Raw genomic sequence first — 14,259 nt, forward strand, 5'->3', positions numbered from 1 at the left:
CCGATAGCAGCGGCGCACCTTGCCGTAGTGCCCGTGGTGCCAGCGACACACCTGCCGCCAGCGCGGCCCGTGGTGCCAGCGCTGCGGATGATGATAGCGGTTGTCATGCCAGCGGCGCCCGTCGTCGCGACGATCCGCCGCGGCCGGCACGGGGGCGAGCGCGCTCGCCGCGACAACGCCGGCGAGGGTCAATGCGATCAGCTTCATCTCGCTTCTCCAACGACTTAGAGATTACCAGCCACGCACGCGGTAGCAGACCTGACGCGGGTTATAATAGCCGCGCCACTCGCACACGCGGCGCCAGCCGCGGCCACGATCCCAGCGCACGTCGCGATCCCAGCCGCGGTGCCAGCCACGGTCGCCGCGCCAGTCGCGACCCCGATCCCAGCCGCGATCCCAGCCGCGGTGGTGGCCCCGATCGTGACGATAATAGCCATCGTCCCACGGGCGCGCCTGCGCCGCGGCGGGAATGAAAAGCGTCGCCGCCATCAAGCCGGCGAATCCCAGACTCATGCGATTCATGTGGAATACTCCTTACTCATCTCCCCAGATGAGCCGAAGATTAGGTCATCGCCCCTGCATGTTCCGTGAACCCGTCGGTAATCTTACAGTCAGGCCGTCGAGCGCGTCGCTCAGCACGATCTGGCACGACAGCCGGCTGGTGCGCGTCACCGCATAAGCCAGATCGAGCATATCCTCCTCGTCGTCGCTCGCCGGGGGGAGCCGGTCGAAATCATCCGGCTCGACGATGACGTGGCAGGTGGCGCAGGCCATCTGGCCCTCGCACGTCCCCTCCAGCGGCTGCCCTTCGCGCTGGCCGACCTCGAGCAACGTCTCGCCCGGCGTCGCTTCCGCCTCCCGCACCGAGCCGTCGGTGGCGATGAAACGCACCTTCATGCGGCGATCCTCTGCGCATCGGCGGCGGCGGCGATCCGGGTAAGCGCGGTCGCCAATTCCACCTCGGTCGTATAGCGGCCGAAGCCGAGCCGGATCGAGCTGCGCGCCTGCCGGTCGTCGAGCCCGATCGCCTTGAGCACATGGCTCGGCCGCCCCGATCCGCTGGCGCAGGCCGATCCGGCCGAAAAGGCGATGTCGCGGCAATCGGACATCAACCGGTTCACGTCGAGCCCCTCGCGCCGCAGGTTGAGATTGCCGCGATAGCGCTGCGTCGTCGATCCGTTCACCGTCCAGCCCGTCACCCGGTCGATCGCCAGCGACCAGAGCTGCTCGACATGCGTTGCATCCTCGGCCGCGCGCGTCTTCATCAGCCGCGCCGCGACCCCGAACCCGACGCACAAGGCCGGGCTCAACGTCCCCGAGCGGCCGCCTTCCTGATCGCCGCCGTGGAGCAACGGATCGAGCGTCACCCCGTCGCGAATCCACAACGCGCCGACGCCCTTCGGCCCGTAAATCTTGTGCGCCGAAAGCGCGATCAGATCGCACCCCGCCGGGATCGTTACGCGGCCATAGCCCTGCACCGCATCGCACAGCATCAGCGCACCCGCCTCATGCGCCGCCGCGGCGATCTCCGCGATCGGCTGGATCACGCCGATCTCGTTGTTGACCAGCATCGCCTCGACCAGCGCCGCGCCGGGCAGCGCCGCCGCCAGCGCATCGCGATCGACCAGCCCCTCGCGATCGACTCCAACCACCCGCGCCGCGCCGCCGGCACGCACCGTATCGAGCACCGCGGCATGTTCGGTCGCGATCGTCACCACGGGGCCGGCGACACCCTTTATCGCCCAGTTCAACGCCTCGGTCGCGCCCGAGGTGAACACCACCCGGCCCCCTGGGGGCAACAGCCCCGCAATCTCGCCGCGCGCCACCTCGATCGCCGCCTTCGCCTTGCGCCCGGCGGAATGCGCCGAATGCGGATTGGCGTGGCTGTCGCGGAGCCACGGCAGCATCGCCTCGAACGCCTCGGGCGCGAGCGGGGTGGTCGCCTGATAATCGAGGTAAATCATGCCGCGAGCCGCCGCGCCTGCCGCGCCACGTCGCGCCATGCAGAAATGAAGCGATCCACGTCGCCGTCACCGGTCGTCCGCCCGAAGCTGACGCGGACCACTTCGCGCGTCTCCTCCTCGCGCCAGCCCATCGCGCGCAGCACATGGCTCGGCTTCATGCTGCCGCTCGCGCAGGCGCTGCCGGCCGAGACCGCGATCCCGGCGATGTCGAAGCGAATCAGCTGCGCGGTCGCAGCCAGCCCAGGCAGACGATAGCTGCCGATCGCGGGATGACGCGGCGCGTTCTCGCCGACGACGATCCCGCCCGAGCGGCGGATCGCATCGTCGAGCCGCGCGCGCAACGCTTGATGATCCGGCTCCGGCTCGGCGAGCGCGGCGGCATAGCCCAGCGCGGCGGGCAGATTCTCGGTGCCGGGGCGGTAGCCGCGCTCCTGCCCGCCGGTCGGGCGAAGCGTCGCCAGATCGCGAACCAGCAACGCGCCGACGCCCGGCGGCCCGCCGCGCTTGTGCGCGGAGAGCGCGACGAAATCGGCATGATCGGCGAGTTCGGTCGACGCCGGCATCTGCGCCGCATCGACCAGCAGCAACCCGCCCGCGGCACGCACGATCGCCGCCGCGGCCGCGATCGGCTGGCGCACCCCGGTTTCGCTGTTGCACCATTGCAGGCAGACCAAGGCGGGCGCCCCGCTCAGCAGCGCCGCCAGCGCGTCGAGATCGACCACCCCGTTCGCATCGACCGGCGCCACCACCACCGCGTCGCCGCCAGCCCGGATCGCGGCGTCGTGCTCGACCGCCGAGATGATCCGCCGCTCGATCAGCCCACGCCCCAGCGCCAGCCCAAGCGACTCGCTCGCCCCGCTGGTCAGCAAGGTCTCGCCGCGCCAGCCATAAGCCGCCGCAACCGCCCCGCGCGCCTCCTCCAGCGCGGCGCGCGCGGCGCGGCCCTCGGCGTGCGGCGAGGAGGGATTCGCCCATATCGCCTGCCCGCGCGCCACCGCCGCGATCGCCCCCGCGGTCATCGGCGTGGTGGCGGCATGATCGAGATAAAGCCGCGGGAGCACGGCAGGTGTGGCTGATTCCGGCAAAACTCGTTCCAAATCCGGTGATCCGCCCTATATAGCGCGCATCGCCCGGTGCGACACTCGCGCCCATAACAAACGAGTAACGATGCCCGAAGTCATTTTCCCCGGCCCCGAAGGCCGCCTCGAGGGACGTTTCGTCCCCGCCCCCAAGCCGCGCGCACCGGTCGCGATGATCCTGCATCCGCATCCCAATGCCGGCGGCACGATGAACAACCATATCGTGCAGGCGCTGTACAAGACCTTCCAGCGCCGCGGCTTCGCTACCCTGCGCTTCAACTTCCGCGGGGTCGGCAAGAGCCAGGGGACGTTCGACAACGGCGTCGGCGAGCTTTCCGACGCGGCGAGCGCGCTCGATTGGGTGCAGAGCTTCCACCCCGAAGCCTCGACCACCTGGATCGCGGGCTTTTCGTTCGGTGCGTGGATCGGGATGCAGCTGTTGATGCGCCGCCCGGAGATCCGCGGCTTCATCTCGATCGCACCGCCAGCCAATCTCTACGATTTCACCTTCCTCGCCCCCTGCCCCTCGTCGGGGATCATCATCCAGGGCGAGCAGGACGAAGTGGCGACCCCCGGCGCGACGCAGAAGCTGGTCGACAAATTGCGCACGCAAAAGCACATCACGATCCACCACGACGTGATCCCGCGCGCCAACCATTTCTTCGAGCATGAGATGGACGACCTGATGAAGTCGGTCGACAATTATCTCGACATGCGGCTGGCCCCGGATTCGCCGATCCGCTGAAACAATTCCACCGTCATCCCCGCGAAGGCGGGATCCATTCGCGCGGGTCGGGGAAAGAGCCGCACCGCCAGCCAGAATGGATTCCCGCCTGCGCGGGAATGACGGAATGGCTAGGAAATTCCTGCCGATCAGCGCCCGGTCGGCAAGGTCCAGATCAGCACATTGCCGACCAGCACCGCGGTCATGATCAGCAGCAGCACGCCCTTGCGGCGATCCTTGCCGGTCCGCACCAGATAAAGCCCGCCGATCAGGCAGGCGAACGCCGCGATCATCCCGATCGCCGGTGCCGCCTGCGCGATCCCGGTCAACACATCGTTCACACCCGGCCCATCGCGAGGAACTTGGCACGACGCTCCTTGCGCAGCGCCTCTGGCGACAGCCCGACCAGTTCGCCCAGCGCATGATCGAGCGCATCACCCAATGCGGCGATCGCGCCCGTCGGCTGGCGGTGCGCGCCGCCGATCGGCTCGGGCACGATCGTGTCGATCACCCCCAGCGCCTTAAGATCCTGCGCGGTGACCTTCATCGCCTCCGCCGCCTCGGGCGCCTTGTCGGCGGTACGCCACAGGATCGAGGCGCAGCCCTCGGGCGAGATCACCGAATAGACCGCATGTTCGAACATCAGCACGCGATTGCCGCAGGCGAGCGCGACCGCGCCCCCCGAGCCGCCCTCGCCGACCACCGCCGCGACCATCGGCACGCCGAGCGCGAGGCTCGCCTCGGTCGAACGCGCGATCGCCTCGGCCTGACCACGCTCCTCGGCCTGCAGCCCGGGAAAGGCACCCGACGTATCGACCAGCGTCAGCACCGGCAGCCCCGAACGGTCCGCCAGCTCCATCAGCCGCACCGCCTTGCGATAGCCTTCGGGCTTGCCCATCCCGAAATTGTGGCGAAGCCGCGAGGCGGTATCGTCGCCCTTCTCATGCCCGATCACCATCACGCGATGGCCGCGGAAAGTGGCAAAACCACCGAGAATCGCCTGATCGTCGGCGAAACCGCGATCGCCCGCCAAGGGCACGAACTCGCTGAACAGCCCGGCGATATAATCCTTGAAATGCGGCCGCTCGGGATGACGCGCGATCTGCGTCTTCTGCCACGCGGTGAGCCTGGCGAAGGTGTCGCGGAGCAATTTGTCGGATTTCGCCTGGAGCTTGGCGATCTCCGCGGAAAGATCGACACCACCATCGGCGCCCGTCTCGCGCAATTCGGCGATCCGCGCCTCAAGCTCGGCGATCGGCTTCTCGAAATCGAGGAAAGTCGGCATCCGGCTGCGCTAGGATGCCCGCTTCGCCACGTCAACGAGCGGATGGCGTTCATTGACCAGCTCGACCAGCCGGCGGCTGTCGACATGGGTATAGATTTCGGTCGTCGCGATATCGGCATGCCCCAGCATCGACTGGAGCGCGCGCAAGTCCGCCCCGCCCTCCAGCAAATGCGTGGCGAAGGCGTGGCGCAGGACGTGCGGGCTGATGCGATCGGGCGGAATCCCCGCCGCCGCCGCCAGCGCGCGGATCAGTTGATAGAGCCGCACCCGCGACAGATGCCCCTTCCCCGACGGGAACAGGAACGCGCGGTCCGCCGCGACATGCTCGCGCCACAGCGCCACCGCGGCGCGCGCGCGATCGGACACCGGCACCAGCCGCTCGCGCCCGCCCTTGCCGCGCAGGATCAGGAACGGCCGGTCGGGCTGGATCGCATTGCGCGGCAGCGAAACCAATTCGGTCGCGCGCAGGCCCGAGCCGTAGAGCAGCTCCAACAGCGCCGCCATCCGGCGATCGCTGGGATCGGGCGGGTCGCGCGCGAGCCGCTCGGCAATCGTCGCGAACAGGCGGTCGATATCGGCATGCGACAGGGTTTTCGGCAACCCACGCTGAGTCCCCGGCCGGGGCAAAGCCTTGCCCGGATCGTCGCCGCGCAGCCCCTCGTCGACCAGAAAGGCGAAGAAGCGCCTCAGCGCCGCCGCCTTGCGCGCGACGCTGGCGCGCGACAGCGGCAGCCAGCTTTCGCCGAGCCGCGCCAGCGCCGCCTCGTCCGCGCTCGCCAGCGCACCGCCCAGTTCGCCGGACGCGAGCAGCAGATCGCTACGATAGGCCGCGATCGTGTTGCGCGCGGCGCCCGCCTGCGCCGCCATCATCTCGAGGAAGCGTTCGATCAGGGCGCGATCGCTCATTCTCCCCTCCTTGGAAGGGAGGGGCTGGGGGTGGGTCGGCATGGGGAGCACCGATCCGCCTCCTCGCGGGTCCACCCGCCCCCAGCCCCTCCCTTCCAGGGAGGGGAGCAAGAAGGGGACCGCGTCGAAACCATCGCCCTAAATGCGCGTCAGCGCCTCGACCGCGATCATCCGCGCCTCGGCATCGAGCCCGACGACGCGCAGCGCGGTGACGATGCGATAGAGCATGTCGGGCGGCACCCCGTGCCAGCTCGACGTCTGCATCCCGATCGCGGCGAGCAGCAGCACGGTCGCCGGCTGGCGATCGCGGGTCGCGCGGTCGAGCGCGCGGGTCCAGACATTGTCGGTGCCGATCTTCACGTCGAGCGCCTGCGCGCCGCGCTCGATATCGGCCGGCGACAGCCGCCCCAGCCCGGCGAGCCCGGCGAAGAACAATTGCTGCTTGCGCGCGCTGGCATAGCCCGAGACCTGCCCGTACCCGACCCGCGTCGCCGCATCGGGATCGGCGAGCGCCAGCATCGCCCAGCCGTCGCTGCCCTGCGCCACGGTATCGCGCCAGCGCATCGCGGTGCGATCCATCCCGGCGGAAAGCATCGAGGCGACGATGCGATCAGCCTCGTCCTTGCCGTCGCCGGGGCGGACGCGCGCCGCGGCGCGCGCGGTGAGGATCAGCCGGGCATATTTGCCGTCGGGCGTCGTCCCGCCCTCCCACAATTGCCGCAGCGCGCCGAGCCGCGTCGCGACATCCGCGCCGGCATAAGCGCTGCGCAGATCGGCGGCGGTGGCGGAAAGCGCCGCCGGCATATCCTCCGCCGCGTCGATCGCGCCGTAGAGGTCGACCAACGCGAGGTTGGAGAGCACCCCCATTGCCGCCGCGCGCTCGGCCGGGGCGACGCGATCGGCGAGCGGGATCGCCGGGGCCAGCGCGCGCCAGCCGGTCACCTGCGGCCCCACCGTATCGTAAAGCGAATCGGGCACCGCGATCCCGGTCGCGGTCGCCAACCCGAAGCGCCACACATTGAGCTGGACCACCGGGGTCCATTCGATCGTGATCGCCTGACGGCTGTCCGCGCCGGCGCCGACCACCTTCTGCGCGAGCTGCAGATCGATCCCGTCGGCGATATGCGCGCGGCGCGCCTGCGCGATCAGCGGCTGCGCCTCGCCCGGGTTGCCGACCAGCGCGGTGCACATCGCCTGCGCGAGCACCCAGCCGGGCTGGTTGTCGTCGCGCAGCGCCGCATCGGTCAGCGGGCACAATGCCCCCGGATCGGCGGTCGCCAGCGCCGCGTTCATCCACACGTCGCGCAATTTGGGGCTGACGTTGGCGGTATCGACCGACTGGACCAGCGCGCGCGCCGAAACCGATTCGCCCATCCGCAGCAACAGCCACGCGCGCTCGGCGGCGAAGTCCGCGCCGTTCAGCCCGTAAGGCGTGTCGACCTGCGACAGGAGCGCGCGGCGCAGCGCGATCGACAGCCAGCGCGATGGCAGCGGCGCCGACAGCCGCCGCATCAGAATCTCGAGATAGCGCCCGTCGGCATTGCCCCAGGCATTCGGTGCGAGGCCGCCCTCGGTGGTGCCGGTCGGGCCGACCAGCGACAGCGAGCGGCGCGCGAACGGCGGCATCTCATATTGCGCGAGCTGCGCGGCATCGGGGGTCGGGGTGGCGCTCGGCGTAGGCGCAGGCTCGCTGCTGTTGCCGAGCGCGAGCGACGGCAACGGCTGCACCGTCGGCGCGGCGGGCGCGGTCGAATTCGCCGCGGGCGTCTTGCCCGGCGCAGCGGCCGGCGGTGCCGGCGGCTCGTCGAAGCCGGGCGGCAGCAGGGATTCGGGGTTCTTGTTGCTCTGGGCGACCGCGGCCGCGGCCAGCGAGGCGGCGACCAGCGCCGCCGCCGCAACCTTAGCTCGCGAGATTGCCAAGCTCGACCGCCTTTTCGATCCGCGTCACCGGCTTTTCAGTCGCGCGACCTGCAAAGAAAAACAGCGCACCGACTATGATCACCAGCAGCACCACCAGCGAGACGACCAAACGCGACATCACACCTATCCTGTCCGACGCCATCCCAGAGCCACATCCCTTGATACGCAAAGTTTATGGTCACGGCGTCGCTGCGCTGTATAGCCCGGCTGACGATGTTGCAAAGCCCCGAGCCCGCTTCTCCGATCTGGACCGGTCAGCCGATCGTGCTGATCGGGCTGATGGGCGCGGGCAAATCGACCGTGGGGCGGCGGCTGGCGACGCGGCTCGGCGTCCCCTTCGTCGATGCCGATACCGAGATCGAGCAGGCGGCGGGGATGACGATCGCCGAGATCTTCGCGGCCTATGGCGAACAATATTTCCGCGATGGCGAGCGGCGAGTGATCGCGCGGCTGATGGACGGATCGCCCAAGGTGATCGCGACCGGCGGCGGCGCGTTCGTCAACGAGGAGACGCGCGCATTGATCCTCGCCGAGGCGCTGGCGATCTGGCTCGATGCCTCGATCGACGTGCTGGTCGAGCGGGTGCGCAAGCGCGGCCACCGCCCATTGCTGGTCGGCAAGGACCCGGCGAAGGTGCTTCGCGAGCTGGCGGCGGTGCGCAACCCGCTCTACGCGCAGGCGCCGATTCGCGTGCCGAGCAACAACGTGCCGCACGACATGACGGTGAAGGCGATTTTGGAGGCGATCGGCAAGTGAGCGTGGTGAAGGTCGAGCTGGGTGCGCGCAGCTATCCGGTGATCATCGAATCCGGCCTGCTCGGCCGCGCCGGCGGGCATCTCGCGCCGCTCGCCCGCGGGCGGCCGATCGTGATCGTCGCCGATGCCAATGTCTCGGCCCATCTCGAAACGCTGCGCGCCGCGCTCGACGCGGCGGGGGTGGCGAGCGAGCCGATCGTGCTGCCGGCGGGCGAAGGGTCGAAAAGCTGGGCGACGCTCGAGGCGCTGACCGACCGGCTGCTCGATCTCGGCGTGGAGCGCGGCGATCATGTCGTGGCTTTGGGCGGCGGGGTGATCGGCGATCTGGTCGGCTTCGCCACCGCGATCCTCAAGCGCGGTTGCGGGTTCGTCCAGGTGCCGACGACCTTGCTCGCGCAGGTCGATTCGTCGGTCGGCGGCAAGACCGGGATCAACGCGCGCGCGGGCAAGAATCTCGTCGGCGCCTTCCACCAGCCCAAAATGGTGCTGATCGATCCCGACGTGCTCGATACCCTCCCGCCGCGCCAGCTCCGCGCCGGCTATGCCGAGGTGGTCAAATACGGGCTGATCGACGACGCGGATTTCTTCGCCTGGTGCGAGGCGAACGGCGCCAAACTGCTCGCCGGCGACGCGGCGGCGCGGACGCACGCGATCGCTTATTCGGTCGCCGCCAAGGCGCGGATCGTCGGCGACGACGAATTCGAGACCTCGGGGCGGCGCGCGTTGCTCAATCTCGGTCATACCTTCGGCCACGCGCTCGAAGCCGAGGCGGGTTTCTCCGACCGGCTGCTCCACGGCGAGGCGGTGGCGGCGGGGTGCGCGCTGGCGTTCGGTTTCTCCGCCGCGCAGGGGCTGTGCGATGCGGCCGACGCGGCGCGGGTCGCAGCGCATTGGCGCGAGAGCGGGCTGCCCGACGGGCTGACGGCGGCGGGGATCGATGCCCCGGCGTCGCGGCTGGTCGAGCATATGCGCCACGACAAAAAGGCCAGCGCTGGACGGATTCCTTTCCTCCTCGCGCGCGGGATCGGGCAGACGTATCTCGACCGCGATGTCGATCTGCGGGCGGTTGAGGCTTTTTTGGGGGCAGCGGGCTGAGGTTCGGCCTTCCGTCACCCGGTTTTCGCGAGGATGGCGGAATTACAAACGACTGCGACGCCGCTTCGGCGATCTTGGATAGTTAGCTGTCATTGCGCGGACGGGTCTGCAACCGCCATTTGAGCCATCCGAGCGCTAAGCCGATCGGTATCGACACCACCACAAGCAGACCAAGCGATAACAGCGTCGACCACCCTTGCTGCTTCGCAATGCAAGAAACAGGAGGGTAAGTACAACTCCCAGCACGTTGAAGCCGTAGTCATAGCGATCGGGTCGGCGTCTCGACATCGGAGGCAGCCAACAGGCACTCCTACCCCCGCAGCCCACCCCAAGCGAACCACAGCCACCCCGCGATCAGCAGCGCCCCGCCGATCGGCGTCACCGCGCCCAGCCAGCGCGGTGCGCCCAATGCCATCAGGTAGAGCGTCAGCGCGAACACCGCGCCGCCCGCGATGAACAGCCACGCCGGCCCGCGCGCGTCGAAGCGCAGCGCGACCAGCGCCGCGATCGCGTGGATCAGCTGGTAATGCGCCCCGGTCTTGAGCCATTCGGCCGCCGCGCCGCTCGCGCCATGCGCACCGAACGCCCCCGCCGCGACCGCCAGCGCGCCCGACACACCGGCAAACAGGATCAGCAGGTTCATATCGTCACCCATCTCCCCACGGCACTTGCTGCGCGGTGAGCGCGCGGGCGGCGCGGACATCGCCGGCCTCGATCTGGATGCGCAGCCGTTCCTTGTCGCGCGCGCGATACATATCCTCGGCGCGGTCGATATCGCTCTTGTCGACGCCGAGCCCGTCGAGCGCCAGCCGCGCCATCTTCACCGCGGATTCGAGCACCTCGCGCACGACGAACGACGCCGGCCCGTTCTTGAGCTTGACCAGCGCGCGCCGATCATAGGCGCGGACGTAGATGGCGGCATTGGGGAAGGCCTCGTGCACCCCTTCCAGGATATCCGGGGTGATCTGATCGCCGTCGATGCAGAACATGATCAGTTCCGCCTCCGCCGCGCCGGCCTGGCGCAGTACGTCGATGCGCGTGCCGTCGCCATAATAGACCTTCGCGCCGAATTCGCCCGCGACGTCGATCATCTCGATATCGGTGTCGATCAAGGTGACAGGAATATCGCTCGCCAGCAGGATCTGCCCCACCGTCTGCCCGAACCGGCCGTAGCCGACGACCAGCGCATTGGCGCCGTCGTCCTGCGGCCCGTCGCGCTCCTCCGCCTCGGTCACCGGCTGTTCGCGCAGCCGCCGCGTCGCCATCATCAGGAACGGCGTGGTCGCCATCGATAAAGTGACGATCGCGCCGAACAGCGAGGCCGCCTCGGGGGCGACGAGCTGGGCGTTGCTCGCCTGCGCGAACAATACGAAGCCGAATTCGCCCCCTTGGCTGAGCAGCACGCCAAGCCCCAAAGCCGAGCGCCACGTCATGCGGAAAGCGAGCCCGATCAGCGTGATCACCCCGGCCTTGGTGGCGATCAGCGCCAGCGCCATCACCGCGACGAACAATGGCCGCTCGGCGATCGCGTGAAGATTGAGCGTCATCCCGATCGTCAGGAAGAACAGCCCGAGCAGGATCGAGCGAAACGGCTCGACGTCCGCTTCCAATTCGTGGCGATACGGGCTGTCGGCGAGCATCACCCCCGCGACGAACGCGCCGAGCGCGGTCGACAGCCCCAGCGCCTGCATCAGCGCCGCGCTGGCGATGACGGTGAACAGCGCCGCGAACACGAACATCTCGCGCTCGCCCATATTGCCGATCCCGCGGAACAGCGGCCGCAGCACGAAGCGCCCCGCCGCGATCAGCCCGGCGATCGCCGCGACCGTATAGATCACCAGCAGCCACCCCGGCGGCCCCGCAGTATCGGCCGGGTTGCGGCTCATCGCGGCGATGATCGTGATCATCGGGATGATCGACAGATCCTGGAACAGCAGGATCGAGAAGGCGCGCTCGCCGAACGGGGTGCGCAGCCGCCCCGCCGATTGCAGCATCGGCAGCACCTGCGCGGTCGACGACAAAGCCAGCGGCAGCCCCAGCGCGAGCGCTGCCTGTAGCGAGAAACCCGCGAAGCCCCAGATGATCCCCGCGATCGCCAGCCCGCAGACGGTGACCTGGATCAGGCCGAGCCCGAAGATATCCTCTTTCAGCCGCCACAGCCGCGCCGGATTGAGCTCCAGCCCGACGACGAACAGCAGCAAGGTGATGCCGAGTTCGGCGACCCCCATCTTGCTGTCGGCATCGCCGACCAGCCCGAGCAATTGCGGCCCGACCACCGCCCCCGCGACGAGATAACCCAGCGTCGCGCCCAGCCGGAGCCGGCGGAACAGCAGGACGAAGGCGAGCCCCGCGCCGAGCAGGATGAACCCGTCGCGCAGCAGCGATGAGGCGGTGCCGGTATCATGCATCGGTCAGAGCCCTCCGCGCTTCGGCCGCCGCTTCGGCCGCCGCCTCGAACGCGAGGCGAATCGAGGGATGACGCGCCGGATGCGCCAGCGCCGGTGTGAACACGTCGATCCCGGGCCAGTCGGGCATCGGCCCCTCGCCCGCCAGCCACGCAGCGAGCGCATCGCGTGCGGCGGCGAGCGCGTCCGGCGTCCGCCCGACGACATGCGCCGCGAGCAAGGCCGCCGAGGCCTGCCCCAGGGCGCAGGCGCGGGCGAGCATGCCGATCTCGGCCACCCGTCCGTCCGCCGCGAGATTGACGTCCACCGTCACCCGGCTGCCGCAGATCGGCGAGCGTTTCTCGCGCGTCGCCATCGGCGCCGCGAGCCGGCGATCGGGCACCTCGGTCGTCAGCCGCAGGATATGCTCATTGTAGAGCGGCGCGGTCATGACGTCGCGTCGCTATTGTTGTCGGCCGCGGGGAAATGCGATCCGAACACCGCCTGCCCGCGCCGTCGCCGGTCGACGAAATCGGCGATGCTCGCGCTCGTCGCATTGAGCAACGGATAGGTGCGCGCCTGCATCAGCCACGCCGGGCGCATCTTCGGCCCGCCGTCGATCGTATCGAGCACCAGCACGAGCAGCAGGAAGACGAGGCTCGACAGGATCAGCCCCTTGAGCGCGCCGAAGCCGAAGCCGAGCGCGCGATCGACCGGGCCGATCACGGAGGTGCGCACCCGCGTGCCGATCGCATTCGCCACCAGCCGGCCGAGGAAATAGGTGATGCCCCCAATTACCGCGAACGCCAGCACCGCGGCGCCGGAGGGGGTGCCGATCGTCCCCGTCAGGATCTTCGCCATCGGCAGATGGAACATCTTGAGCGCGAAGATCATCGCCACCCAGGCGAACAGCGCCAGCACCTCGGTGACGAAACCGCGCTTGATCCCCAGCAGGGCGCTTCCCCCCACCACCAGCAGGACCATGATGTCGATTCCGTTGAGGTTCATTGCGGTCCGCTTATGTGGGTGGCTGGCCAAAGACGCGCTACCCGCGCCCCAGCATATGGTCAACGAATTGGCCGAGCGTGCGGAATCCGGCGAGCCGCAACTCGCTGCGCTCCCCGGCAAGCGCCGCGGGCAGCAAGGCGCGTTCGAAGCCGAGCTTGGCCGCTTCCTTGAGGCGGAGCGCGGCGTGCGCGACCGGGCGCACCTCGCCCGACAGCGCGATCTCGCCGAACGCCCCCGCATCCGCCGGCACCGGCCGCTCGCTGAGCGCCGAGACCAGCGCCGCCGCTACCGCGAGATCCGCCGCCGGGTCCTGCACGCGATAGCCGCCCGCGATGTTGAGATACACTTCGGCCGAGGAGAAGCTCAGCCCGCACCGCGCCTCGAGCACCGCGAGGATCATCGCCAGCCGCCCCGAATCCCAGCCGACCACCGCGCGCCGCGGGGTCGCCCCGCTCGCCAGCCGGACGACCAGCGCCTGTATCTCGACCAGCACCGGCCGCGTCCCCTCCAGCGCCGGGAAGACGGTGGTGCCGGTCACTCCCTCCTCGCGCTGCGTCAGGAACAGCGCCGAGGGGTTGGAGATTTCGGCCAGCCCCTCCGCCTGCATCGAGAAGACGCCGATCTCGTCGGTGCCGCCGAAGCGGTTCTTGATCGCGCGCAGGATGCGATATTGGTGGCTGCGCTCGCCCTCGAACGACAGCACGGTATCGACCATATGTTCGAGCACGCGCGGGCCGGCGATCGTGCCGTCCTTGGTGACATGCCCGACCAGCACCAGCGCGGTGCCGCGCTCCTTGGCGAAGCGGATCAGCTCCTGCGCCGAGGCGCGGACCTGGCTCACCGTGCCCGGCGCGCCCTCGATCAGATCGGAGTGCATCGTCTGGATCGAATCGATGATCAGCAGCGCCGGCGGGCGCCCCTGCCCCAGCGTGGTGAGGATATCGCGCACCGAGGTGGCCGAGGCGAGCTGCACCGGCGCCATTCCCAGCCCGAGCCGCTGCGCGCGCAGCCGCACCTGATCGGCCGCCTCCTCGCCCGAGACATAGGCGACGTCCGCCCCGGCCAGCGCGAGCTTGGCCGCTGCCTGAAGCAGCAGCGTCGATTTGCCGATCCCCGGATCACCGCCGATCAGCGTCGCC

Annotated in this window: 17 protein-coding genes; 3 read left to right on the forward strand and 14 right to left on the reverse strand. The window is 69.4% G+C overall.

The features are described 5' to 3' along the window. Window positions 1–231: 231 nt before the first annotated feature. The 4 genes from BGN95_RS16960 to BGN95_RS16975 are packed head-to-tail and all read right to left on the reverse strand — an operon-like array spanning window position 232 to window position 3,025. On the reverse strand, window positions 232–522 hold the full coding sequence (locus BGN95_RS16960; RefSeq protein ID WP_179511858.1) for a hypothetical protein: 291 nt from the start codon (window positions 520–522) through the stop codon (window positions 232–234). Window positions 523–567: 45 nt separating this feature from the next. Next, window positions 568–897 (reverse strand): 2Fe-2S iron-sulfur cluster-binding protein, encoded by a 330-nt coding sequence (locus BGN95_RS16965; RefSeq protein ID WP_265312209.1) that lies wholly within the window; start codon window positions 895–897, stop codon window positions 568–570. After that, window positions 894–1,964: a cysteine desulfurase family protein gene (locus BGN95_RS16970; protein ID WP_286773442.1), complete on the reverse strand. Its 1,071-nt coding sequence runs from the start codon at window positions 1,962–1,964 to the stop codon at window positions 894–896. Before BGN95_RS16970 ends, BGN95_RS16965 begins: the two co-directional genes overlap by 4 nt. Continuing rightward, on the reverse strand, window positions 1,961–3,025 hold the full coding sequence (locus BGN95_RS16975) for a cysteine desulfurase family protein (RefSeq protein ID WP_286773538.1): 1,065 nt from the start codon (window positions 3,023–3,025) through the stop codon (window positions 1,961–1,963). Before BGN95_RS16975 ends, BGN95_RS16970 begins: the two co-directional genes overlap by 4 nt. 106 nt (window positions 3,026–3,131) lie before the next feature. Here BGN95_RS16975 and BGN95_RS16980 point away from each other — a divergent pair, with 106 nt between their 5' ends. After that, window positions 3,132–3,788 carry an alpha/beta hydrolase gene (locus BGN95_RS16980; protein ID WP_179511861.1) on the forward strand — a complete coding sequence of 219 codons (657 nt, stop codon included), beginning with the start codon at window positions 3,132–3,134 and terminating at the stop codon, window positions 3,786–3,788. Between the two features lie 128 nt (window positions 3,789–3,916). Here the strand turns inward: BGN95_RS16980 and BGN95_RS16985 are convergent, their stop codons facing one another. From BGN95_RS16985 to BGN95_RS17005, 5 genes are all read right to left on the reverse strand, one after another. After that, window positions 3,917–4,108: a hypothetical protein gene (locus tag BGN95_RS16985; protein ID WP_286773443.1), complete on the reverse strand. Its 192-nt coding sequence runs from the start codon at window positions 4,106–4,108 to the stop codon at window positions 3,917–3,919. Beyond that, window positions 4,105–5,052, reverse strand: a complete 948-nt coding sequence (locus BGN95_RS16990) for an acetyl-CoA carboxylase carboxyltransferase subunit alpha (protein WP_265268272.1) — start codon at window positions 5,050–5,052, stop codon at window positions 4,105–4,107. Before BGN95_RS16990 ends, BGN95_RS16985 begins: the two co-directional genes overlap by 4 nt. A gap of 9 nt (window positions 5,053–5,061) precedes the next feature. After that, complete coding sequence (locus BGN95_RS16995; RefSeq protein WP_286773444.1) at window positions 5,062–5,958, reverse strand: tyrosine-type recombinase/integrase; 897 nt, start codon at window positions 5,956–5,958, stop codon at window positions 5,062–5,064. A gap of 138 nt (window positions 5,959–6,096) precedes the next feature. Beyond that, the gene (locus tag BGN95_RS17000) at window positions 6,097–7,878 is read right to left on the reverse strand and encodes a hypothetical protein (RefSeq protein ID WP_286773445.1); all 1,782 of its coding nucleotides are present in this window, start codon (window positions 7,876–7,878) and stop codon (window positions 6,097–6,099) included. Further along, window positions 7,859–7,996: a hypothetical protein gene (locus BGN95_RS17005; RefSeq protein ID WP_179511865.1), complete on the reverse strand. Its 138-nt coding sequence runs from the start codon at window positions 7,994–7,996 to the stop codon at window positions 7,859–7,861. The genes BGN95_RS17000 and BGN95_RS17005 overlap by 20 nt, the downstream gene beginning before the upstream one ends. 95 nt (window positions 7,997–8,091) lie before the next feature. On the opposite strand from BGN95_RS17005, the gene BGN95_RS17010 reads away from it, so the two are divergent. Together BGN95_RS17010 and aroB are read left to right on the forward strand one after the other, a co-directional pair. After that, a complete protein-coding gene (locus BGN95_RS17010) occupies window positions 8,092–8,634 on the forward strand; it encodes a shikimate kinase (protein ID WP_265268269.1) in 543 nt (180 codons plus the stop codon). Then, entirely contained in the window at window positions 8,631–9,728 is a 1,098-nt protein-coding gene (aroB, locus tag BGN95_RS17015; protein ID WP_286773446.1) for a 3-dehydroquinate synthase, read from the forward strand. The genes BGN95_RS17010 and aroB overlap by 4 nt, the downstream gene beginning before the upstream one ends. A 310-nt stretch (window positions 9,729–10,038) precedes the next feature. On the opposite strand, the gene BGN95_RS17020 is transcribed toward aroB, so the two are convergent. The 5 genes from BGN95_RS17020 to radA form a co-directional block, all read right to left on the reverse strand. Then, a complete protein-coding gene (locus tag BGN95_RS17020) occupies window positions 10,039–10,371 on the reverse strand; it encodes a DUF423 domain-containing protein (RefSeq protein ID WP_179511868.1) in 333 nt (110 codons plus the stop codon). Window positions 10,372–10,375: 4 nt separating this feature from the next. Next, window positions 10,376–12,136 (reverse strand): cation:proton antiporter domain-containing protein, encoded by a 1,761-nt coding sequence (locus BGN95_RS17025; protein ID WP_265268265.1) that lies wholly within the window; start codon window positions 12,134–12,136, stop codon window positions 10,376–10,378. Beyond that, window positions 12,129–12,563 (reverse strand): iron-sulfur cluster assembly scaffold protein, encoded by a 435-nt coding sequence (locus BGN95_RS17030; protein WP_265268264.1) that lies wholly within the window; start codon window positions 12,561–12,563, stop codon window positions 12,129–12,131. Before BGN95_RS17030 ends, BGN95_RS17025 begins: the two co-directional genes overlap by 8 nt. Next, on the reverse strand, window positions 12,560–13,120 hold the full coding sequence (locus BGN95_RS17035) for a CvpA family protein (RefSeq protein ID WP_265268263.1): 561 nt from the start codon (window positions 13,118–13,120) through the stop codon (window positions 12,560–12,562). Before BGN95_RS17035 ends, BGN95_RS17030 begins: the two co-directional genes overlap by 4 nt. A gap of 37 nt (window positions 13,121–13,157) precedes the next feature. Beyond that, window positions 13,158–14,259 (reverse strand): DNA repair protein RadA (gene radA, locus BGN95_RS17040; RefSeq protein ID WP_286773447.1); only part of this gene is annotated, 1,102 nt, incomplete at its 5' end.

This window comes from Sphingomonas sp. 66-10 (assembly GCF_001897045.1).
Classification (GTDB): domain Bacteria; phylum Pseudomonadota; class Alphaproteobacteria; order Sphingomonadales; family Sphingomonadaceae; genus Sphingomonas; species Sphingomonas lycopersici.

Coding starts and splice junctions, on each gene's coding strand:
- BGN95_RS17005 (WP_179511865.1), bottom strand. CDS start 7,996: ATGTCGCGTTTGGTCGTCTCGCTGGTGGTGCTGCTGGTGATCATAGTC.
- BGN95_RS16995 (WP_286773444.1), bottom strand. CDS start 5,958: ATGAGCGATCGCGCCCTGATCGAACGCTTCCTCGAGATGATGGCGGCG.
- BGN95_RS16970 (WP_286773442.1), bottom strand. CDS start 1,964: ATGATTTACCTCGATTATCAGGCGACCACCCCGCTCGCGCCCGAGGCG.
- BGN95_RS17035 (WP_265268263.1), bottom strand. CDS start 13,120: ATGAACCTCAACGGAATCGACATCATGGTCCTGCTGGTGGTGGGGGGA.
- BGN95_RS17010 (WP_265268269.1), top strand. CDS start 8,092: ATGTTGCAAAGCCCCGAGCCCGCTTCTCCGATCTGGACCGGTCAGCCG.
- BGN95_RS16980 (WP_179511861.1), top strand. CDS start 3,132: ATGCCCGAAGTCATTTTCCCCGGCCCCGAAGGCCGCCTCGAGGGACGT.
- BGN95_RS17025 (WP_265268265.1), bottom strand. CDS start 12,136: ATGCATGATACCGGCACCGCCTCATCGCTGCTGCGCGACGGGTTCATC.
- BGN95_RS16990 (WP_265268272.1), bottom strand. CDS start 5,052: ATGCCGACTTTCCTCGATTTCGAGAAGCCGATCGCCGAGCTTGAGGCG.
- BGN95_RS17030 (WP_265268264.1), bottom strand. CDS start 12,563: ATGACCGCGCCGCTCTACAATGAGCATATCCTGCGGCTGACGACCGAG.
- BGN95_RS16965 (WP_265312209.1), bottom strand. CDS start 897: ATGAAGGTGCGTTTCATCGCCACCGACGGCTCGGTGCGGGAGGCGGAA.
- BGN95_RS17020 (WP_179511868.1), bottom strand. CDS start 10,371: ATGAACCTGCTGATCCTGTTTGCCGGTGTGTCGGGCGCGCTGGCGGTC.
- BGN95_RS16960 (WP_179511858.1), bottom strand. CDS start 522: ATGAATCGCATGAGTCTGGGATTCGCCGGCTTGATGGCGGCGACGCTT.